The sequence below is a fragment of the Thermobacillus sp. ZCTH02-B1 genome (genome assembly GCF_002159085.1).
Classification (GTDB): domain Bacteria; phylum Bacillota; class Bacilli; order Paenibacillales; family Paenibacillaceae; genus Thermobacillus.
Map to the genome: position 1 here is coordinate 154,315 of NZ_LZRU01000030.1, position 20,010 is coordinate 174,324.

19 protein-coding genes and 1 pseudogene are annotated in these 20,010 nt (G+C 64.9%); 6 read left to right on the plus strand and 14 right to left on the minus strand.

The features are described from left to right. The first annotated feature begins 46 nt into the window (after positions 1 to 46). Positions 47 to 901 (plus strand): helix-turn-helix transcriptional regulator, encoded by an 855-nt coding sequence (locus A9Z00_RS12590; RefSeq protein WP_296977954.1) that lies wholly within the window; start codon positions 47 to 49, stop codon positions 899 to 901. A 30-nt stretch (positions 902 to 931) separates the two neighbouring features. On the opposite strand, the gene A9Z00_RS12595 is transcribed toward A9Z00_RS12590, so the two are convergent. Continuing rightward, a complete protein-coding gene (locus tag A9Z00_RS12595; protein WP_296977957.1) occupies positions 932 to 1,798 on the minus strand; it encodes a carbon-nitrogen hydrolase family protein in 867 nt (288 codons plus the stop codon). Positions 1,799 to 1,965: 167 nt separating this feature from the next. Continuing rightward, complete coding sequence (locus A9Z00_RS12600; protein WP_296977959.1) at positions 1,966 to 2,502, minus strand: YceI family protein; 537 nt, start codon at positions 2,500 to 2,502, stop codon at positions 1,966 to 1,968. A 275-nt stretch (positions 2,503 to 2,777) separates the two neighbouring features. On the opposite strand from A9Z00_RS12600, the gene A9Z00_RS12605 reads away from it, so the two are divergent. Further along, positions 2,778 to 3,443 (plus strand): hypothetical protein, encoded by a 666-nt coding sequence (locus A9Z00_RS12605; RefSeq protein ID WP_296977962.1) that lies wholly within the window; start codon positions 2,778 to 2,780, stop codon positions 3,441 to 3,443. A gap of 27 nt (positions 3,444 to 3,470) precedes the next feature. Continuing rightward, positions 3,471 to 3,962: a hypothetical protein gene (locus A9Z00_RS12610; protein ID WP_296977965.1), complete on the plus strand. Its 492-nt coding sequence runs from the start codon at positions 3,471 to 3,473 to the stop codon at positions 3,960 to 3,962. A gap of 47 nt (positions 3,963 to 4,009) precedes the next feature. Here the strand turns inward: A9Z00_RS12610 and A9Z00_RS12615 are convergent, their stop codons facing one another. Beyond that, a complete protein-coding gene (locus tag A9Z00_RS12615; protein WP_296977966.1) occupies positions 4,010 to 4,675 on the minus strand; it encodes an HAD family hydrolase in 666 nt (221 codons plus the stop codon). 27 nt (positions 4,676 to 4,702) lie between these two features. Further along, positions 4,703 to 5,410, minus strand: a complete 708-nt coding sequence (locus A9Z00_RS12620; RefSeq protein ID WP_296977969.1) for an RNA polymerase sigma factor — start codon at positions 5,408 to 5,410, stop codon at positions 4,703 to 4,705. A 145-nt stretch (positions 5,411 to 5,555) separates the two neighbouring features. On the opposite strand from A9Z00_RS12620, the gene A9Z00_RS12625 reads away from it, so the two are divergent. Further along, positions 5,556 to 6,137 carry an ATP-dependent Clp protease proteolytic subunit gene (locus tag A9Z00_RS12625; protein WP_296977971.1) on the plus strand — a complete coding sequence of 194 codons (582 nt, stop codon included), beginning with the start codon at positions 5,556 to 5,558 and terminating at the stop codon, positions 6,135 to 6,137. A gap of 13 nt (positions 6,138 to 6,150) precedes the next feature. Here A9Z00_RS12625 and A9Z00_RS12630 read toward each other — a convergent pair whose 3' ends face one another. Both A9Z00_RS12630 and A9Z00_RS12635 read right to left on the minus strand, forming a co-directional pair. Continuing rightward, a complete protein-coding gene (locus tag A9Z00_RS12630) occupies positions 6,151 to 6,615 on the minus strand; it encodes a DUF2203 domain-containing protein (protein WP_296977974.1) in 465 nt (154 codons plus the stop codon). Positions 6,616 to 6,797: 182 nt separating this feature from the next. Then, positions 6,798 to 7,790: an N-acetylglucosamine kinase gene (locus tag A9Z00_RS12635; RefSeq protein ID WP_296977977.1), complete on the minus strand. Its 993-nt coding sequence runs from the start codon at positions 7,788 to 7,790 to the stop codon at positions 6,798 to 6,800. A 107-nt stretch (positions 7,791 to 7,897) separates the two neighbouring features. On the opposite strand from A9Z00_RS12635, the gene A9Z00_RS12640 reads away from it, so the two are divergent. Further along, positions 7,898 to 9,211: a 6-phospho-beta-glucosidase gene (locus A9Z00_RS12640; protein ID WP_296977979.1), complete on the plus strand. Its 1,314-nt coding sequence runs from the start codon at positions 7,898 to 7,900 to the stop codon at positions 9,209 to 9,211. 62 nt (positions 9,212 to 9,273) lie between these two features. Here A9Z00_RS12640 and A9Z00_RS12645 read toward each other — a convergent pair. Then, positions 9,274 to 10,569: pseudogene (locus A9Z00_RS12645) on the minus strand (homocysteine synthase); the annotation flags it as partial. Between the two features lie 308 nt (positions 10,570 to 10,877). On the opposite strand from A9Z00_RS12645, the gene A9Z00_RS12650 reads away from it, so the two are divergent. Next, on the plus strand, positions 10,878 to 11,564 hold the full coding sequence (locus tag A9Z00_RS12650; RefSeq protein WP_296977985.1) for a C40 family peptidase: 687 nt from the start codon (positions 10,878 to 10,880) through the stop codon (positions 11,562 to 11,564). Positions 11,565 to 11,676: 112 nt separating this feature from the next. Here the strand turns inward: A9Z00_RS12650 and A9Z00_RS12655 are convergent, their stop codons facing one another. From A9Z00_RS12655 to A9Z00_RS12685, 7 genes are all read right to left on the minus strand, one after another. Further along, positions 11,677 to 12,777, minus strand: coding sequence for a stalk domain-containing protein (locus A9Z00_RS12655; protein WP_296977987.1), 1,101 nt, complete (start codon positions 12,775 to 12,777; stop codon positions 11,677 to 11,679). A gap of 148 nt (positions 12,778 to 12,925) precedes the next feature. Next, positions 12,926 to 14,245 carry an extracellular solute-binding protein gene (locus A9Z00_RS12660; RefSeq protein WP_483316305.1) on the minus strand — a complete coding sequence of 440 codons (1,320 nt, stop codon included), beginning with the start codon at positions 14,243 to 14,245 and terminating at the stop codon, positions 12,926 to 12,928. A 15-nt stretch (positions 14,246 to 14,260) separates the two neighbouring features. Next, a complete protein-coding gene (locus A9Z00_RS12665) occupies positions 14,261 to 15,040 on the minus strand; it encodes a response regulator transcription factor (RefSeq protein WP_296977990.1) in 780 nt (259 codons plus the stop codon). Next, complete coding sequence (locus A9Z00_RS12670; protein WP_296977993.1) at positions 15,009 to 16,880, minus strand: cache domain-containing sensor histidine kinase; 1,872 nt, start codon at positions 16,878 to 16,880, stop codon at positions 15,009 to 15,011. The genes A9Z00_RS12665 and A9Z00_RS12670 overlap by 32 nt, the downstream gene beginning before the upstream one ends. Before the next feature lie 212 nt (positions 16,881 to 17,092). Beyond that, the gene (locus tag A9Z00_RS12675; protein WP_296978050.1) at positions 17,093 to 18,508 is read right to left on the minus strand and encodes an FAD/NAD(P)-binding protein; all 1,416 of its coding nucleotides are present in this window, start codon (positions 18,506 to 18,508) and stop codon (positions 17,093 to 17,095) included. 254 nt (positions 18,509 to 18,762) lie between these two features. Continuing rightward, the gene (locus A9Z00_RS12680; RefSeq protein ID WP_296977996.1) at positions 18,763 to 19,485 is read right to left on the minus strand and encodes a YwiC-like family protein; all 723 of its coding nucleotides are present in this window, start codon (positions 19,483 to 19,485) and stop codon (positions 18,763 to 18,765) included. A 138-nt stretch (positions 19,486 to 19,623) separates the two neighbouring features. Next, complete coding sequence (locus A9Z00_RS12685; protein ID WP_296977999.1) at positions 19,624 to 20,001, minus strand: LytTR family transcriptional regulator DNA-binding domain-containing protein; 378 nt, start codon at positions 19,999 to 20,001, stop codon at positions 19,624 to 19,626. Positions 20,002 to 20,010: the final 9 nt, after the last annotated feature.

Below are 20,010 nucleotides of genomic sequence, written 5' to 3' on the forward strand. Positions count from 1 at the left end.
TCCGCATCTGTGGTACACTTGGCGGCAAAGGGGGGAGTGTCGTCCGATGACGCTGGGGGAACAATACGGTCTTCCGGTCGACGCGTCGTTCAACCGGAATCCATACCCGCCCGGCCGGTTCCACGCGCATCCGGCGTACGAGATCTACTACTTCCACGGCGGCGCCTGCACCTACCTGATCGGCGGCCGCATGTTCGAGCTTGCGCCCGGCGATCTCATCATCATGCACGGCATGACGCTGCATGCGCCGATCGTCGATGCCCGCCGGCCGTATCTCAGGACGATCGTCCATTTCGATCCGGCGTTCGCGGCCGAACTGCTGCGGCCGCCGTTCCGGACCGACGTGCTCGCGCCGTTCCGCGAGCTCGGCAACGCGCGGGTGCGGCTCGCCGGCGGGCGGCGGGAGCGCATCGAGGCGGTGCTCGCCGAGATGTGCGATCTGTACCGGCGGGACGACGCCGTCTCCTGCGACCGCTTCCTGATCGCGTTCCTCCGGCTGCTGCACGAGGTCCGCGATTGCTTCGCCGGCGCGGAGCCGGGACCGGACGCCTCCGAACCCTCGGACGCGAAGGCCCGCGGCGCCCAGCGGATCGCGGCCTACCTCGAGGCGCATTACATGGAAGACATCCATCTCGACGTGCTCGAGCGCGAGCTGCACATGAACCGGCATTACATGGCCCGGCTGTTCAAGGCGGCGACCGGGTTCACGATCTTCGAGTATCTCTATCAGCGGCGCATCACGCAGGCGAAGCTGCTGTTCCTGCTCGATCCGGAGCGCCCGGTGACGGAAGTGGGCTACGAGGTCGGATTCAAGCATCCGTCCCATTTCACCCGCGCGTTCAAACGGATCGCGGGGCAGACGCCGGAGGCTTTCCGGCGCTCGCTGCGCGGCGCCCCGTGACGGCCGCTTCGCCCGCCGCCCTGCCGGCCGTCAACTCCAGTCCGGGTACAGATCGGTCCGCCGGTCGCGCCAGGTCGTCACGGAACCGGCCGCGCGCACCTCTTCCAGGAGCGTAAGATCCAGGTCGGCGGTGACGATCATGTCCTCGCCGACCACGCCCTCGGCCAGGACGCCGCGCGGCGGAAACGGCACGTCGTTCGGCGTGATGATCGCGGCTTGGCCGTAGTTCATGCGCATGAAATCGACCGTCGGCAGCGAGCCGACCGTACCGGCCGTCACGACGTACACCTGGTTTTCGACCGCGCGCGCATGGCACGAGTAGCGGACGCGCCAGAAACCGTGCTGATCGTCCGTGCAGGACGGGCAGAACACGACGTCCGCTCCCCTCGCCTTCGCGATCCGCGCGATCTCCGGAAACTCGATGTCGTAGCACGTGAGCAGCGCGATCGTGCCGTGCTCCGTCCCGAACACCCGCAGCTCTTCTCCCGGCGTCAGCTTCCATTCCTTCACCTCGGTCGGCGTCAGGTGCAGCTTCGGCTGTTCCAGCACCCGGCCGTCCGGCAGGAACAGATGGGCGGTGTTGTACAGCTTCCCGCCGCGCTCGACGATGTGGGTGCCGGCGATGATGTGCATGCCGGTCTCGCGGGCCAGACCCGTGAACAACGCGCGGTAGCGGTCCGTGAACTCCGGCAGCCGCCCGATCGGCAGCGCCCGCCCCGCACCGTCGCCGATCGACAGGAGCTGCGTCGTGAAAAACTCGGGAAACAGCACGAAGTCCGCCCCGAATTCCTGCGCGGCGCACACATAATGCGTCGACTGCGCGGCGAACGCCTCGAACGAATCGATCGTCCCGAGCCGGTATTGCACGGCGGAGACGCGGAATCTGCCTTTTCTCATGCGAAGTCCTCCCCGGGTTCCGAACGATGTCCCTTGCGTTACATGCTCCCATTATGCCGGCCGCCCGCCGGCGAAGGCAAGCACCCGGAGCCAAAACGGAAGGACCGGCCGCCTTCCGGCGGTGCCGGTCCTTTTGCCGCGTGATGGGAGATTGCCGGGATGTCCGATCAGCCGGCCTGTTCGACCGCTTCGATCTCGATGTGAATTTTCACGTCGTCGCCCACCAGGACGCCGCCCGTCTCGAGCGCCGCGTTCCACGTCAGGCCGTAGTCGCTGCGCTTGATCGTGCCCTCGGCGCTGAAGCCGGCCTTGTGGTTGCCCCACGGATCCTTGCCGGAACCTTCGAACGTCACCTTGAACGTCTCGGAGCGGGTGACGCCGCGGATCGTGAGATCGCCCGTCACGTCGTACTCTCCGTCGCCGGTCTTCACGATTTTCGTCGCCTTGAACGTCAGTTTCGGATGGTTCTCGACATCGAAGAAATCGGCGGAGCGCAGGTGCGCGTCGCGGTCTTCGTTGCGCGTGTCGATGCTGGCGGCGTCCACGCTGAACGAGATGTCCGCCGTCGTGAGGTCGTTCGGATCCGCTTCGATCGAAGCCTCGAATTGCCGGAACGCGCCCTTCACCTTCGCGATCATCATGTGGCGGATCGAGAATTCGATGCTGCTGTGCGTTGGGTCGACTGCCCATTTCGTTTTCGCCATCTTCCCTGACTCCCTTCGACATTTACTTACAAAATAATATTTACTTACTTTTATTCTACAACCATCATATCGGCTTCCGCCCGCACTGTCAACTCCCGCCTCGCACCATGAACGGGCCTTCGACGGCCCGAAGGAGACGCCGCGGGCGTCGAAGATCCGGCGCGTCCATCCGGACCGACGGAGAGGCATGCTCCCGCGACGCGCGTCTAACGACCGCCCGACTTGCCAATACTAACCGGGTAACCCCATCACGACAGGAAGGGAGCGGTCAGAAGATGAGACGTACGATTTCGAGCCGCGCGCTTATCATTGCGACGGCGGCGGCGATCCTGCTCCTCGCCGCCGGAACGGCGGAAGCGCATCCCGCGCAGCCTCCTGCAAGCGGCAAGCCCGCATCGGTCCGTGCCTACCCGGGCATGCTGTCCGCCGCCGCGGAAGCGCTGAAGCTCGACCGCGGCGAGCTGAAGCGGAAGCTGGAGAACGGCCGGTCGCTGGCCGACATCGCGAAGGAGCGGGGCGTTTCGAAGGACGAGCTGATCCGCAGGCTGACCGAAGCGGCGGCAAAACGCATCGACGCGAAGGTCACCGAAGGCAAACTGCCGGCCGCACGCGCCGAACAGTTGAAGGCCCGCCTCCGGTCGCGCATCGAGGCGGCCGTGGATTCGCGCGATCTGCTGAACCCGATTCGCCGTCATCCCGGCGGTCTGCACCTGCTGGACAAGATCGCGCGCGTGATCGGCATCCCGAAGAACGAACTGAAATCCCGGCTGGCCAAGGGCCAATCGATCGCCGAAATCGCGAAATCGAAGGGCATGTCCGAAGACGAATTGATCGCGAAGCTGAAGGACAGCCTGACGGATGAACTGCGCCGGTTCGTCCGCATGAAACATTTTCCCGGGAAACCTGCAACCTTTCCGGATTCCGGCACGTCCAGAGGATGAAACCGGAAATACGGAGGGATGCCAAACATGAAAACCTGGCGAACCGTCGCGTTGGCGATCGCCGCCTTGTCCCTGGCCACGGCCATCGGGTGCAACGCCGACACGGCGAAGGATGAGGACAACCGGCCGGAACCGGCTGTCCAAGACGGCGGATCTCAGAACAACGCGGACGAAGACGCGCTGTCGAATGATCCGCAGTCGGAAGACGAGGCCGGCGCAGGCAACGGGCAGAACGCCGAACCGTCGACGGACGCCGGCGGCAGCAATGCCGGCAATTCCGGCGACCAGCCGGCCGACCTGCCGGCCGATCAGCCGGAGGAGCCGGCGATGGACGGGGAAGCCGGCGATGAAGGCACCGTGACCATTCTGCCGGCCATCGAGCCCGATCCGGAGATGGAATTCCAGCCGGCCGTTCCGGAACCGGTCAGCGACGGCCCGATTCGGACGGAAGGCGGAATCTCCGACGGGGCCGGCAGCATCGATCCGAACACGCCCGTATCGAAGAACGCCGCGCCGTGATGATGACGAAGGCCGTACGGACCATGCGTCCGTACGGCCTTCATGCTTCATGGCGACAGCTTCCTCAACACTTCCTCCAGCGGCATGTCGGCCATGGAGGACAAACGCAGGTCGTGCTCGCCGAAATCGAGCCGGCGCGTCAGCTCGTTCGGCACGACCACGCATTTCAATCCGGCCCGCTTCGCGGCGAGCGCGCCGTTCGGCGAATCCTCGAACGCGACGGCTTCCTCCGGCGCGGCGCCGAGCGCCTCGAGCGCCTTGAGATACAGCTCCGGTTCGGGCTTCACCTTCGCGACGTCTTCGCGCGTCCGGATGCAGTCAAAGCGGTCTTCCAATCCGAGCCGCCGCAGGTAACCGAGAACCCAGTCCCTCGTGGAGCTCGAGGCCAACCCGATCCGGAGCCCGAGCCGCCGCCCGTCGCGCAGATAGTCCTCCACGCCCGGCCGCGCCCGCTCGCCCGCCATCAGCTCGTCGTACCGCGCCCGCCGGAACGCCCGCGCCGCTTCCCGATCCACCGCGATGCCGGCGCTCGCCTCCAGATGCGCGTACGGATCGAACGGCGAGGCGTCGGTGCCGATCCATCGTCCCCACACCTCGATCGGCAATTCCGCGCCGTACTGCCGGTACAACTCGCTGAACGACCGGTATTCCGGCGTTTCCGTATCCAGGATCAGGCCGTCGAAATCGAAGATGATCGCCTTGAACGCTGCCACCCGCATCTTCCCTTCGCACAGGATGGATCAGGCCGCCGCGAGCGCCTGCGGCTGCCGCGGAAGACGGCGCAGCTCCGACCGGGCCTGCGGCTGCCGCACCAGCACCGGCAGGGCGGCTGCGGCGTCCGCCGCATCCATCCGGGCCAGCGCGGCAATGCCGTGCGCATCGGCCCGGCGCAGGGCGGACGCGAGCGCGCGGACCAGGGCGCGGACCGCGTCATCGGAATCTCCGCGCCCTTCGGCGGCAGAAAGTTCCGCGCGCCGCAAATCGTCGCGCACCCGACGGAGCGCCTGCCGGGCGCGGAACAGGGCCGATTTCACGGCCCCCTCCGTCGTGCGGAGCAGCCGCGCGGTATCGGCGGCCGAGAATCCGAGCACATCCCGCAGCAGGAACACGGTGCGCTGCAGCGGCAGCATCCGCCGGACGACGAAGGTCAGCAATTTCTCCAGATCATCCGGCGCCGCCGCGTCAGCCTGCCGCTTCCCCGCCACCTCCCGCGCCAAAAGCGCGACGATCCGCGCATGAACCCGCTCCCTGCGCGCGCGGTCGATCCACTTCTGCCTCGCGAGCCGCATCAAGAGCGCCTTCGGATTCGGATGACCGCCGAGCGCTCCGGATTCAAACCCTCTGAGCCAGGCTTCCTGCGCCAAATCCTCCGCCTCGCCGGCCGAACCCGTGACGGCGAGGCAATATCGGACCAGTTCCCGGTCGATCTCTTCAACAAGGCCCTTCATCGCCATGTTCCCCCCATCGGTCGGGATTCGGTTGGGCATCCCCGTACCATAAACGAATATGAGCCCCGAAAAGATACGCGTATCCTTCCGTCCGTCCCGTTCGTTTATCAGACGAAATAGCGGATCACCAAAAGGAGGAATCGCCATGCCGTACGTGCCGATCGTGGTGGAGCAGACCGACCGCGGGGAACGATCCTATGACATCTATTCCCGCCTGCTCAGGGACCGGATCATCCTGCTCGGCGGGCCGACCGACGACCACGCCGCGAACACGATCGTGGCGCAGATGCTGTTCCTTGCCGCCGAAGATCCCGACCGGGACATCCATTTCTACATCAACAGTCCGGGCGGTTCGGTGACGGCGGGCTTCGCGATCTATGACACGATGCAGATCGTGAAGCCGAAAGTGCATACGATCTGCGTCGGTTTCGCCGCTTCCTTTGCCGCGATTCTGCTGATGGGCGGCGAGCCCGGATACCGCTTCGCGCTGCCGAACAGCGAGATCATGATCCACCAGCCGCACGGCGGTGCGCAGGGGCAGGCCAGCGACCTCGCGATCACCGCGAAGCGTTTCCTGGAAACCCGCGCGCGCATCAACCGCATCGCGGCCGAGCGGACCGGTCAGCCGCTCGAACGGATCGAGCGGGACATGGACCGCGATACGTTCATGACCGCCGCAGAAGCGCTGGAGTACGGAATCGTCGACCGGATCATCGCGCCCGCATGATGCCGTTTCCGGATCACGCATCCGGATGCGGCCGGCGCCCCTGAAATCCGTCGTGCCAGCCGTGGTAGCAGGTCGCCCGCTCCTCGCCTTCCTTCCAGCAGATGAGCACCTGCTTGCCGTCCAGGACGGACGGGAAATCGAGCAGACCGGGGAACACCGACTTGAGCAGCACGCCGCTGCGCCGGAAATTGTTGATGACCATCTCCGCTTCCATGCGGAGAAATTCGATCCGGCTTTCTTCCAGGAAGAACGGATCCCCGCGATCGCGTTCCGTTCGTCCGCCGTTCGGCGTCCGCATGCGCCTCCGGTATTCCTTTTTCATGCGATGCAGTTCTTCCATCCGCTGCTCGATTTCGCGGATCAGCGCCTGCAGCCGGGCCAGCTGAACCTTGAGCTCCGGCAGCATGGCGTTCGCTTCCGCAAGCGTAAACAGGCGGACGTCCACGGCAAACATCCCCTTTCCCGATGCGTTGTCCATGGATTTCCACCCCGGTCCGCCAAAATCCTGCCCGCCGCGGGAAAAACATCGCGCCACTCCCGCCCGGACATTCCGGCGCGACGACCGGATGAGGCGCATCCGGAGCGGCGTGTCTTCGTCTTGCGGCCTGCCGACCCTTGCGGGCGCCGCATCGCCGGCCCGGCGAACGAACCGGCCGCGGTTCAGCCCCCGTTCGCGGACGCGGATGACCAGCGCCGGTGCGCGTCCGCAGGCGCCGGAATCCCGAGCCGGTCCATGGCCAGCAGCACCGCGCCGAAGACCGGCTCGATCGCCGGAATGACGAATTCGCAAGGTCCGCCGGCCCTTTCCCGCACGGTTTCTTCCAGCGCGCCCAGCAGGTGCGGATTCCGGCCTTTCTGCAGCACCGAGCCGGTCAGCACGACCGGGATCGGCCGCCCGCCGAACGCGGCGAATCCGCCCAGCCGGAGAATGACCGACGCGGCGGCCAGACCGAGCTCGCGGCCCGCATTCCTCAGGATGCGGATCGCGAGCTCGTCTCCCGCGTCCGCCGCGCGATGGAGCACCAGCGTCAAGTCGGGAGACACGCGGTAAACCCCGCGGTCCAGCCAGTCGTTCACCAGCTCCTCCATCGTTTCGAATCCGTACCAGGCGGGCACATCCCGCGTCAGCCTGCTCGGGATGTCCCGCATTTCCCACGAGCGCACCGCGGCCCGGAACGTTTCCTCCGCCATGTGGGAGCCGCCCGCCGCGTCGCCGTACAAATAGCCGAATCCGCCGGTTTGGACCGTCTCGCCGCGCGCGTTCCGGCCTGCCGCGTTCGTGCCGCTGCCGCACACGAGCACGACGCCGATGCCGTCGGGCGTGCCCGCCCGAAGCCCCGTCATCGTGTCGCATACGACATCCCAGTTCCGATAGGGCAGCGTGGCGAGCGCGGGTCTCAGGACCGCGAAATCCGCGGCGCGGTCCGCGCCGGCCAATCCGTAGCAGACCGCCCGGATGTCGTCCGGTTCCGCGCCCGCTTCGCGCACCGCCTGCCCGGCCGCCGCGCGGATCTCGGCCAGCGCCGCGTCGATGCCGCCCGTCTGGTGGTTGCCGCAGCCCGCGCGCCCTTCGCCCAGGACGTTGCCGTCCGCATCCGTCACCACCGCGCGCGTCTTCAATCCGCCGCCGTCCACGCCCAGGATCAGGGTCAACCTTTCCGCCTCCCTCGCAAGCATTGCTCCGATCCGTTCCTTCCGCATTGACGATTGCCTGCCACCACTATATCATGACAGGAGACTCGCATGCACGGAGGTGCGACATGGCGGGACATCCGTTGAAAATCGCGGTGATCGGCGGCGGTTCCTCCTATACGCCGGAACTCGTGGAAGGCTTCATTCTGCGCCATGAGGAATTGCCGGTCGAAGAGCTCGTTCTGGTCGACGTGGAGGAAGGAAAGCACAAGCTGGAGATCGTCGGCGCGCTGGCGCAACGCATGATCGAGAAGGCCGGCAAGCCGATCAAGGTGAAGCTGACGCTGGACCGCAGATCCGCGATCCGGGGCGCGGATTTCGTGCTCACGCAACTCCGGGTGGGGCTCCTGGACGCCCGCGCGAAGGACGAAGCGATCCCGCTCAGGCACGGATACATCGGGCAGGAGACGACCGGCGCCGGCGGGTTTGCGAAGGCGCTCCGGACGATTCCGGTCATTCTCGACATCTGCCGGGATATCGAGGAGCTGGCGCCGGATGCCTTCCTGATCAATTTCACGAATCCGGCCGGCATCGTGACCGAAGCCGCGCTCAAGTATTCGAACGTCCGCACGATCGGCCTGTGCAATCTCCCGATCGGCACGAAGAAGCAGATCGCCCGCCTGTTCGAAGTCGAACCGGACGAGGTCGATCTGGAATGGACCGGCATCAATCATCTGAACTGGGTGACGCGCATCGCCGTGAGGGGGCGCGATGTGACGGACGAGCTGCTCCGGCGGGCGGCGGGCGCGCGGGGCCTGACGATGAAAAACATTCCCGACCTCGGTTGGGATGCCGATTTTCTCCGGTCCGTCGGCGCGCTTCCCTGCAGCTATCACCGTTATTATTACATGAAGGATGAAATGTTGAAGAAGCAGCTCGAGGACTTCAGGCAAAACGGCACGCGCGCGGAGGTCGTGAAGAGGGTCGAAGCCGAGCTGTTCGAGCTGTACAAGGATCCGAATCTCGCGGTCAAGCCGCCGCAGCTGGAGCAAAGGGGCGGCGCATACTATTCGGAAGCCGCCGTCAATCTGATCGCGTCGATCGTGCGCAACCGGAAGGACATCCAGACCGTCAACGTGCGGAACGGCGGCGCGATCCGCTGCCTGCCGGACGACGCGGCGATCGAGGTGAATTGCGTGATCGACGCGGCCGGCGCGCATCCGGTGCCGCCTTCGACGCCCGTCTCGCCGCAGATCCGCGGCCTGCTGCAGGTCGTGAAGGCGTACGAAGAGCTGACGGTGGAAGCGGCGGTGCACGGCGACCGGGACGCCGCGCTGCAGGCGCTCACGATTCATCCGCTGGTCGGATCGGCGGAAGCGGCGCGCATCCTGCTCGACGAGCTGCTGGAGGCGCACGCGGCCTATCTCCCCCAATTCAAATAGGCACAAGCAAGACGGCCCCGAACGCCGGAAGGCGTCCCGGGGCCGTCCTTTTTGTCGGGCCATCAAGCCTGGCTCGCGCGGATGGCCTGATCGAGGTCCTCGATGATGTCGTCGATGTGCTCCGTGCCGACCGACAGCCGGATCATGCCGGGCGTGACGCCGGTCGACAGCAGTTCCTCGCCCTCGAGCTGGCTGTGCGTCGTGCTCGCCGGGTGGATGATCAGCGACTTCGAGTCGCCGACGTTGGCCAGGTGCGAGAACAGCTTCACGTGGTTGATGACCTTCCGTCCCGCTTCGATGCCGCCCTTGATGCCGAAGGTCAGAATGGCGCCCTGGCCTTTCGGCAGGTACTTCTGCGCCAGCTTGTAGGAAGGATGGTTTTCGAGTCCCGGATAGTTGACCCATTCGACCGCTTCATGCGACTGGAGGAACTTCGCGACGGCGAGCGCGTTCTGGCTGTGGCGCTCCATCCGGAGGTGCAGCGTCTCCAGCCCCTGCAGGAACAGGAACGCGTTGAACGGCGACAGCGATGCGCCGATGTCGCGGAGCAGCTGGACGCGCGCCTTGATGATGTAGGCGATCGGGCCGAACGCGTCCGTGTACACGAGGCCGTGGTAGCTCGGATCCGGCTCCGTAAAGCCCGGGAACTTGCCGCTCGCCTTCCAGTCGAAGCGGCCGCTGTCGACGATCACGCCGCCGATCGAGGTGCCGTGGCCGCCGATGAACTTCGTGGCGGAATGGACGACGATGTCGGCGCCGTGCTCGATCGGACGGCACAGGTACGGGCTCGGCAGCGTGTTGTCCACGATCAGCGGGATGCCGTGCTCATGCGCAATGCGGGCGACCGCTTCGATGTCGAGGATGTCGCCGCGCGGATTGCCGATCGTCTCGGCATACAGCGCCTTCGTCTTGTCCGTGATCGCGCGGCGGAAGTTCTCGGGGTCGTCGGGATTGACGAACTTCACCTTGATGCCGATCTTCGGAAGCGTGATCGCGAACAGGTTGTACGTGCCGCCGTAGAGGCTGGAAGCGGATACAATTTCGTCGCCCGCGCCGGCGATGTTCAGGATCGCGTACGTGATGGCCGCCTGTCCGGACGAAGTCGCCAGCGCCGCAGCCCCGCCCTCGAGCGCCGCGATGCGCTTCTCGAACACGTCGGTCGTCGGGTTCATGATGCGCGTGTAGATGTTGCCGAACTCGCGGAGCGCGAACAGGTTCGCCGCATGGTCGCTGTCCCGGAAACCGTACGATGTCGTCTGGTAAATCGGGACCGCCCGCGAACCGGTCGTCGGATCGATCTCCTGACCGGCGTGCACGGCCAGTGTCTCGAGACGGAATTTGCGTTCATCGGTCATGCTCGTATCCTCCTTGTCGGGCTGATGTGCTTATGCTTGTCCCGTTGACGGATTCAGCATAAATCCAAAGTATTCCACTCTCATTAGAAAGTCAATGGGAATTTCTGGGGTAGATGAGAAAATTCTCACCATGGCGGTCCTTGCAGAACATGGAAACCGGACGGTGTGGAGGAAACGGAATTAATTGAGGAAGAAAGATGTTGCCTTTATGCATTTATTGGAAATCTTTCAATTACAATTGGAAACTTTTTAAGGTTTTCGCCCAAACTTTTTTGCGTTAGCATGAATTGCAAAGGAGGAGATGAGCAATAATGAGACGATTGACCATTCTTGGCCTAATCCTGACATTGGCGGCCGGTCTGTTCGCCGGACAAGCCTCCGCCGCGACGTACGAAACCAAGGTTCTCTACGGCGTCAATCTCCGATCGGCCCCGAGCACCAGCGCTTCCATATATCGCATGCTGTCCAAGGGCGAAAGCATTCACGTGATCCAAAAAGTCAACGATTACTGGCTGAAGGTGCAGACGAAGGACGGGAAGATCGGCTACATCAGCGCGAGCAGCAAATACACGGATTACATAGGCGGCAGCGCCGGTTCCGGCACCAAAGCCGCAACCGGATCCGCAATTGTCGCAACGGCAAAGTCGTACCTCGGCAAATTCACCTACAAATATGGCGCGGAGCCGTGGAACACGAACTACAAGTATTCCGACTGCTCGGCGTTCGTGCAGCTCGTCTTCAACCGGCACCACGGCTTCAAGCTGCCGCGGACCAGCGCCGCACAGGCGAAGCAGGGCAAATTCGTCTCCAAGTCCAGCCTCAAGCCCGGCGACCTCGTCTTCTTCGACACGAACGGCAACGGCAGCGTCAACCACGTCGGCATCTATATCGGCGGAGGCGATTTCATCCACTGCTCCCCGGCCAACAAGGTCGGCATCAACACGCTGAATTCCGGCTACTGGAAGACAAAATACAAAACGGCGCGCCGTGTGCTGTAAAACAAAGGCGAGGAGGCATACGGAGCCCAAGGCAGACAGGACCCGTCGGGGAATCCCCGAACGGGTCCTGTGCATGGCGGAAATACATCCCGATCCGCGGCGCCCGTGCACGTTACATTCGGACGATGTGTCCGACCGGTTCCCGTGTCTCCGGATCGAACAGGATCGTGAGCGGGCCGAGCAGCGCGTCCCGGTCCGTCCGGTACGTTACGGCCACCAGTTTGCCGCCCCGCGCGCGGATGTCCTCGAGCTGCCGCTCCTTGCCCTCGAGCGGAACGACGGCCGCGTCCGCCGCGTCGACGTACTCGACCAGCGCCTCGTCCTTCGGCGTAACCAGATGCGCCTTGTCCTCATCCGACAGCAGATCCCAGGCGAGCTCGCGGTACTCCCGTTCCTCCGCCGGAGCGGGCCACGTGCGCTGATCGTCGATCTCGATCAAATGCGCACGGCTTTGCGGCGGCAGGCTCTTCGTGACTTCCGGCCCGTAGTAGGCGCGCACGACCATGCCGGACGCGAGCCGTTCCGCGTCCACCGGCTGCTTGTCGGAGCGGATGATCAGCGTGTCCGGGCCTGCGTGGAGCACCAGTTTGACATCGCCGTCCGCTTCATCGGCCAGTTCGATCCGGAAGCCATCCTCCGTCCGCTCGACCGAACGGACGACCTGCTTCGCGGTCAGATGCTGCCGCACGACCCGGATGGACGCCGCGTGCGACTGGCCGGGCCAGGTCATGATCATCATCGGACCGTATTCCGCCTCGATGGCCATTCCCGGCGCCAGATCCTCCGCCCCGAGCGGCTCGCCGTCCGCGCCGGTGATCACCGTCTCTCCGTCCGCGTACAGGATGAGCCATTGCCCGGCGCCGATCGTCTCGATCCGCCAGCGGTCGCCGTCCCGCTCGACGGAGGCGATGTAGCCCTCGACGGTCATGTATGCCTCCTCTTCATCTTCATCCGGCTTCGAGAACTCGAGCCGGTCGTTCGACCAGACCACCTCGTATCCCGCCGCTTCCGCAAAGCCGCGGGCGGGCAGATAGGCCCGGCCGTCGATGATGACCGGTGTCAGGTCGGTATCGGCGCCGTTGACGACGACCGTGATGTCGGGTCGGAGCCACCCGCTGATCTTCTCCCCGATGCCTTCCGCGCCGGCCGAAGCCGTTGCGACGATTGCGCCGGCCGCCGTCACGACCGCCAGCCATTTCCGGTATTTTCGCATGGTTCCCACCGCTCCTTCCGTGTAGTGCTGCAATTGCAATTGCACCTCTACAGACGGTCGGATCCCCGGAAATGTTCCAGCAGGACGACCGAAAGATGCCTGCGCGCGGACCCGTCCGGCCGCCGGCGCGGGTGGCGGGGAAGACGGATCAGCGGCTCTTGAGCAGCGCCAGCTCCTGCCTGAGCGCGAATTCTTCCGGCGTGATGGCCCCGCCGAACAGCGCCTGTACGAGCGTGTAATGCTCCTCGGCCGCGACCGGCTTCATCTGGACATCCGCGTACAGCGTCACCTTGTTCGCCGTGCGCAGCTCCTTCAACAGTTCGGTGTACATCTTCGGAAGATGGACGGTGCCCGTATCCACCTTCGTCGCCGGTATGATGCCCGCGTCCGCGACGGCGTGCTCGCCCCACTTTTTGACGAAATAGGCGACGAACTTCTTGGCTTCTTCCTTGACCTTCGAGTTCTCCGCCACGAACAGGCCGACGCCGGGGCCGCCGATCCAGTTGTTGAGCCGTCCCTCGCCGCCTTCGACGAGCGGGAACGGGAAAAAGCCGATCCTGTCCTTGAACGATTCCGGCACGTCCGGATTCGTCGTGTAATTCGGCACTTCCCATGTGCCGATCGCGTACATGGCCGCCCGCTCGGCCATGAACCTCGCCTTCGCCTCCTCGTTGGACATGCCGATGAACCCGTTCGGAAAGGCGTTCAGTCCGACCAGCTCCTGCGTGAGCCGCGCCGCCTCGATGATCCGCGGATCGTTGAACCGGGCCGTCTCGATCGCCTGGTCGAGCAGATCCGCGCCGCCGACGCGGTCGACGAGATACATGAACCAGAACGACAGCGTCCATGCATCCTTGCCGCCCAGCGAAATCGGCGTCTCGCCGGCTTCCCGCAGACGCACGATGATGTCCTTCAGCTCTTCGAACGTCTCCGGCGGCCTGAGGCGGTGGCGCGCGAAGATGGCCTTGTTGTAGAAAATCGGGACGATGTTGAGCTCGACCGGAAGCGCATAGGTTTTGCCGTTCTTCATGTACGCCTCCGTCGTGCCGGCGACGAACCGGTCTCTCAGCTCGCCCTCCAGCAGGTCGTCCAGCGGCGTGAACAGGCCGCCCTCCACATACGGATCGAGAAAACCGGCCGCCCACGAGAATCCGACATCCGGCAGCGCGTTCGACGCGGACAGCACCTTCAGCCTGTCCTTGTACAGCTCGTTCTCGAGCGCCTCCGTGGTGATCGTGACTTCCGGATGCTCCCGCATGTACTCCTCGACGATGCGCTCCACCAGCTTGTTCTGCAGGGAATCGTTGTCCGGCCACGGCGACATCAGCCGGATCATCACGTTCTCGGCCGCCGTCTGCGTCCCCTCCCGCGGCCCGATGCCCGCGCCGCAGGCCGTGAGGCACAAAACGGCGGCCGCCATGACCGCTGCCGCCACCGGGATGCGGATTCTCACGCGAGCCCCCCCCATTTCGTCCGGAAGGTTTCAGGAACCCTGATTCCGGTAATCGCCCGGGCTGCTGCCTTCGTATTGCCGGAACATCTTCGCGAAATGCTTCGCCGACTGGTAGCCGACGCGCTCGGCGATCTCCGCGACCGTGAGCTTCGTGCGCAGCAGCATCTCCTTCGCACGCTGCAGCCGCCGGCGCGTGACGTATTCGCTGAACGTCATGCCCATCTCGTCCTTGAACAGCACGCTGAAATAGCTCGGGTTCAGGTGGACGCGGCTTGCGGCGTCGCGCATCGTGAACGGCTGGTCGAGGTGGCTGTCGATGTACGCGAGCGCCTCCCGCACCGGCTCGCTGAGCGGCTTGCCGGTATCGCCGCTCCGCAGCAGTTCCGGATCGACCACCTTCTCCATCATGCCGATGCGCGCCCGCTCCTCGGCTTGGGCGAGCGCCCGCTCGACGGCGGCGATCAGCTTGTCCCGCCCGATCGGCTTGAGCAGGTAATCGACGACGCCGAGCTGGATCGCGCGCTGGGCGAACTCGAATTCCGCATAACCCGAGATCAGGATGATCGCCGGCCGATCCTCCTCCGGCATCGATTTCAGCGCGCCGGCGAGCTGCAGGCCGCTGATCTCCGGCATCTTGATGTCGGTGATCAGCAGCCGCACCCGCTCGCGCTCCAGAATGCCGAGCGCCTCCCGCCCGTCCGCCGCCGACCGGATCACGTAGCGGTCCCCGTTCCAGGCCTCCAGCATCCGGGCCAGCCCGATGCGCGTCCGCGGCTCGTCATCCACGATCAGGATGGTATGCCGGTTCATGTTCCACAACCTCCGTCCGGATCGGTATCGTCAAGGTGACGGTCGTCCCCTCACCCTTCCGGCTCTCGATGGCGAGCAGATTCAGGTTCGCCGCGTCATCGCCGAAGTAAAGCCGCAATCGCTGATGCACGTTGGCGATGCCGTACCCCGATGCCGTCTTGCGTTCGAGACCCGTTCCGCTCTCTTCGAGGGCTTCGCGGATTTTCCGGAGCGTCTCCCCGTCCATGCCGGCCCCGTCGTCTTCCACGATGACCCGGAAACAGTCCGGCTGCGGCGACCGCTTCACCGTTACCGTCACGAGACCCGAGCCGAGCTTGTTCTCGATGCCGTGCTGGATCGCGTTTTCCACCAGCGGCTGGATGATCAGCTTCGGCAGCAGCAGGCGATGGTTGTCCACTTCCGAATGAATGCTCCATTTCAGCCGATCGCCGAAGCGCATGCCCATGATGAGCAGATAGCGCCGGACCTGCTCGAGCTCCTCGGCCAGCGTCACCCATTCTTCCCGGTTCAGCCCCGAGATGGTGTAGCGGAACAGTTCGGAGAGCGCCACGACGTACTCGGCGAGTTCGTCCTCGTTTTTCTCGATCAGCGACCAGTACAGGGCCTCCAGCGTGTTGTACAGGAAATGCGGATGGATCTGCGCTTGCAGCGCTTTCAACTCGGCCCGGTTCTGCATGATCTCCTTCTCGTAGACGAGGCGGATCAGCCTCTTCATGTGGTCGACCATCTGGTTGTAGGTATGGACGAGTTCGCCGATTTCGGCCGTCGCCGACATGTGCTCCGCGGGTTTCAGCTCGCCGAACCGGGCGCTGCGCATCGATTTGATCAGCCGGAGGATCGGCCGCGTGATCGCGGTCGACAGCAGGAACGAAAGGATGATGAACAGGACCGAGCCGACGGCCGCCGATACGAGCACGGCCGCCCGAAGAACGAAGATCCCCCTCGTGATCGCCTCGACGGGCGTCAGGATGAGCAGCGTCCAGCCGGCGATTTCCGACTGCTGCTTGACGAGCACGTAGCTTCGGCCGTCCAGCTCCACGTTCCGGTCCTCCGCAGCCATCAGGCTGCCGGAATCGACGCCGGACAGCCCGTTCTCCGTATTCGACGCGATCAGCCGGCCGTCCCGGTCGAAGAGCAGCGTGACGGCGCCGACGCCCATGTCCTCGCCGAGGCTGTCCAGCCGGAACACCTGGCGGTCGATCCGCACGACGAGGTAGCCCGCCGGCGCAAACGAGCGCTGGATCAACTGAATCTGCCGGATCGCGAGCACTTCCTCCTCGTTGGTCGGCGACAGGCCGATCCAGTACATGCTGCCCTTGAGCGCGTGGGCTTTCACGATGTACTCGCCCCCGACCGCCTCTCCGCCGATCGCGTCGAACAGCTCGTCGCCGCCCAGCGGAAACAGCCGGTCGCCTTCGCTCGTGTAGAGCTCGACCGAGCGGATGCCGCTGCCGTAGATCATCACCCGGTCCACGATCGGCTGCAGCGCCTGCCGGTCCAGGAAGGACGGGAATCCCCCGTCTTCCACGGCCTCGAGCAGGTTCTGGACGTACGCGTCCGTCGCCGCCTGGAGCGTCAGGGAATCGATCTGCTTCAATGTCGCTTCCAGCCGGCCGTTCCCCTGTACGGCGGCCTGGCGGATGAGCGTCTCCGCGTTCTGTTCGAGCAGCCTCGACGCGGATTCGTAGGTGTAGAATCCGACAAGGGCCAGGGTAAGGAACATGACGGACAGAAAACCGGCGAGCATCTGGCCGCGCAGCGTATGCAGGCGAAGCAGGAGGCCGGTTCTGACGAAGATGTTCCTCAGTCCCCGCGCGGTCCGCGCGAATTGCCGTCGCAAAGGCCCACCGCCTTTCATGCAGCCCCTGATCGGCATGTGTCAAACCGTGTCTGATTGCGGTCCGGAAAACCATTCCAATGGGCGCAAACCGGACCGGTCACTTTCGATTTTAGCTCATGTCGGCAAAATCCAAAACTCCCTGACAAAAATTCCCCGTGCCGCAGACAAGACGACACGGGGATGCAGGCATTTCCGTTTTTCATTCGATCCGTTCATTCGTCTTCCATCATGCCGGTGAACTCCGGCTCGTCATACGCATAATATCGACCGAGAATCGCCTCGCGTTCATCGAGGAACAGCTCGTCCGCGATCGCCGAGACGATGCGCGGGATGCCGTACTTCATGCCCGACAGCGCGGAGGCGGTGACGCCGTTGCTGACCAGCGCGCCGTAGTTGAACGCGAAAATGCCGCGCAGCTTCTCCCGCCCCTCCTCGTCGCGGGACAAGAACGAATAGCCCGGCGTCATGTACGGATGCCGGTCGAGCATCGGGTCGGCGAGATCCTCCGGGGCCCGGTAGACGTCTCCCCACCGCAGGATGTGCGGCTCCACCAGCCTGAGCTCCGGCCGGAGCGCCGGATCGCTGACGAGCCCCGTGCAGACGATGAGATAGTCGACACGGAACCGTCCCTTGGGCGTCTCGAGCTCGACGCCTCCTTCCGCTTCCCGCACGCCGGCGAGCGGCGCGCCGAGATGGAGACGGAAACCCGGATAGGCGGCCGCCCGGGCGAACGTGTCGTTCGTCGGCGGCTGGTTGTGCCGGAAGAAATGCTTCATCACCGCGTATTTGTCCGCGTCCGGCAGCGCGGCGTGGCGGCCGATCATGCCGGACCGCTCCATCTGCCGGATCGGATTGACGCGCGGCAGCCGCCCGCGCCGCACGAACACGTGCACCTCGGCCGCGCCCTCGGCCAGCGCGTGCTGCGCGTTGTCGAACGCCGAGGCGCCGCCGCCGATGATTCCGATCCGCCGGCCGCGCAGCGCGGCGAAATCGATCCTTTCGGACGAATGCGCGTACAGCCGCTTCGGCAGCGACTCGCGGATCATCGCCGGCACGTGCCATTCGCCGCCGCCCTGGATGCCGGTCGCGAGCACGACCTTGCGCGCCGTCAGCGTCTTCGCCGGCGCGCCCGGCCCTTCGAGATGGAGCCGGTGCAGGCCGCCGCCGAGCGGCTCGATCAAATCAAGCCGCGTCTCGTTCACGACGGGCAGGTCCAGCACGCGGCGGAACCAGCGCAGGTAGGCCATCCAGTCGGCCCGCGGGATTTTGTCCAGCTTCTCCCACGCCTCGGGACCGGCCTGCGCCTCCAGCCAGGCGCGGAACGTCAGCGACGGCACGCCGAGGTCGATCGACGTCAGATGCTTCGGCGTCCTGAGCGTCACCATCCGGGCGTAGGTGACCCACGGCCCTTCGAGGCCCTCCGGATTCTCGTCGATCACGAGGATGTTCGTGATCCGTTCCCGGAGCAGGCCGAAGGCGATGCCGAGGCCGCACTGACCGCCGCCGACGATGACCACGTCCAGGACGCGTTCGCCGTCATGCTCCCGGTGCGGCACCCATTCCGGCCCGCCGTATTCGAGCCATTCGAGCTCCCGCTTCACCTGCTCCTCCAGCGCCTGAAGACCCATGACCATGACCGCCACCGTCCGTTTCTCTCCGCCGCATGGGAAGGGCGTACTTCGCCCGACATGCTCCCATCCTACCCGCCGCGCGGCCGGATTGACAACGCCGCTGCGGCGGGTTTGGCGCGGAGCTCAAGAAGCGGCCCGGCGGTTGGTCATCGTGCACATGCATGCGGAGTTCCCGCGGCTTCCCGGGAGGTTCCCGCCCGGGTGGCGGTTCCGCGCGCCCGTGCCCCCGCTTTCTCCGTCAATACGTCGTGTCAATACGCCGCCCATGCGCTGACCAGCACGAGCGCCGAATACGCGATCTCGAGCATCCCGATCGTCTTGACCGCGGGATTCAGGCGCGGCATCACGATCGCGCGGACCAGCAGCACCGCCGCGGCCGGGATCAGCGCGGGCGGATACAGCAGCGCGACGGCCGCGAGGAACGCCGCGTGATAGAGAACCGAGTACCGGTAGAACGCCTTGTCGTGCTTCTCGCGGATCATCGTTTTCACATAGAAGATCGTCCCGGTAAAATACAGCACGCTGAGCGCGAACAGCTCGAACGCGAGGCCCGTGTCCGTCCCGCCCCCGACCCGGAAGGCGGCGAACGTCATCAGGCTGAACAGGATGACGGCGGCCAGGTCGTTCAGGAACGCGCGCTCGCGGTTCCGCTTCGCGAAATACAGGTTGACCAGGATCAGCGGCACGGCAAGCGGCAGCAGCGGAACGAGCGACGGCTCAAGGGCGAGCAGCGCCGCGCCGGCGGGCAACAGCAGGCCGCCGTACAGCCGGAGCGGCCCGAGCCAGGCGGGCTTGCGCTTCGTCCGGACCCACTGGAGAAACGCGTGCGCGAACAGATACGCGAGCAGCCAGGCGGCAAACAGCAGGGCGTGCCGCCAAGTCGGGTTCGAGGCGATGACGCCGAACAGGAGCGGCAGGATCAGCATCGCCCAGGCGCCGTGCTGCTTCGGAATATAGAGATTGGCATTGCGCATGACGGCACCCGCTTTCGGACAGAAAAGTGTTCGCTTCCATTATACCCAGTCCGGCGGGCGGCTTTGTGACGGGCGTCACGAGCCGGGCGGCGGCGCATCCCAAGCAGACAGGGCCGAAAGCTGCCGTTGCTTTCGGCCCTACCTGTTGGTTCGCCCCTGTCTTTCCCGGAACAAAGCCAGGACCCGTTTGTAATTGGTCGGCCTGGACACGGTCGCATCCTTCCCCCGTTCGCCGGGCTTGTCCCCCTCAAAATAGACCTTCGCGAACTTCTCGTCAATCTCGATCACCTTGTCCATGTTGATCAGATTGCCGCGATCCGCTCGCACGAAGGGCAAATTGAGGGCTTGCAGGATGTTCTGGATTTTCTCCAGACTGTCGAACGGGAAATAATAGACGTCGTTCTTCGTGTGGATCTGGATGCGCGCCTTGTCCGTGGTGAACTTCAGGATCTCCGTGACCTCCAGCTCGACCGGTCCGGTTTTCCCGTCTTCGTCCCTTGCGACTACCAATTTCACAAGACCACC

Excerpts from the sequence above, each read along its gene's own strand:
- A9Z00_RS12590 (WP_296977954.1), top strand. The coding sequence starts at position 47 with ATGACGCTGGGGGAACAATACGGTCTTCCGGTCGACGCGTCGTTCAAC.
- A9Z00_RS12595 (WP_296977957.1), bottom strand. The coding sequence starts at position 1,798 with ATGAGAAAAGGCAGATTCCGCGTCTCCGCCGTGCAATACCGGCTCGGG.
- A9Z00_RS12600 (WP_296977959.1), bottom strand. The coding sequence starts at position 2,502 with ATGGCGAAAACGAAATGGGCAGTCGACCCAACGCACAGCAGCATCGAA.
- A9Z00_RS12605 (WP_296977962.1), top strand. The coding sequence starts at position 2,778 with ATGAGACGTACGATTTCGAGCCGCGCGCTTATCATTGCGACGGCGGCG.
- A9Z00_RS12610 (WP_296977965.1), top strand. The coding sequence starts at position 3,471 with ATGAAAACCTGGCGAACCGTCGCGTTGGCGATCGCCGCCTTGTCCCTG.
- A9Z00_RS12620 (WP_296977969.1), bottom strand. The coding sequence starts at position 5,410 with ATGAAGGGCCTTGTTGAAGAGATCGACCGGGAACTGGTCCGATATTGC.
- A9Z00_RS12625 (WP_296977971.1), top strand. The coding sequence starts at position 5,556 with ATGCCGTACGTGCCGATCGTGGTGGAGCAGACCGACCGCGGGGAACGA.
- A9Z00_RS12630 (WP_296977974.1), bottom strand. The coding sequence starts at position 6,615 with ATGGACAACGCATCGGGAAAGGGGATGTTTGCCGTGGACGTCCGCCTG.
- A9Z00_RS12640 (WP_296977979.1), top strand. The coding sequence starts at position 7,898 with ATGGCGGGACATCCGTTGAAAATCGCGGTGATCGGCGGCGGTTCCTCC.
- A9Z00_RS12650 (WP_296977985.1), top strand. The coding sequence starts at position 10,878 with ATGAGACGATTGACCATTCTTGGCCTAATCCTGACATTGGCGGCCGGT.
- A9Z00_RS12655 (WP_296977987.1), bottom strand. The coding sequence starts at position 12,777 with ATGCGAAAATACCGGAAATGGCTGGCGGTCGTGACGGCGGCCGGCGCA.
- A9Z00_RS12660 (WP_483316305.1), bottom strand. The coding sequence starts at position 14,245 with ATGGGGGGGGCTCGCGTGAGAATCCGCATCCCGGTGGCGGCAGCGGTC.
- A9Z00_RS12665 (WP_296977990.1), bottom strand. The coding sequence starts at position 15,040 with ATGAACCGGCATACCATCCTGATCGTGGATGACGAGCCGCGGACGCGC.
- A9Z00_RS12675 (WP_296978050.1), bottom strand. The coding sequence starts at position 18,508 with ATGGGTCTTCAGGCGCTGGAGGAGCAGGTGAAGCGGGAGCTCGAATGG.
- A9Z00_RS12680 (WP_296977996.1), bottom strand. The coding sequence starts at position 19,485 with ATGCGCAATGCCAATCTCTATATTCCGAAGCAGCACGGCGCCTGGGCG.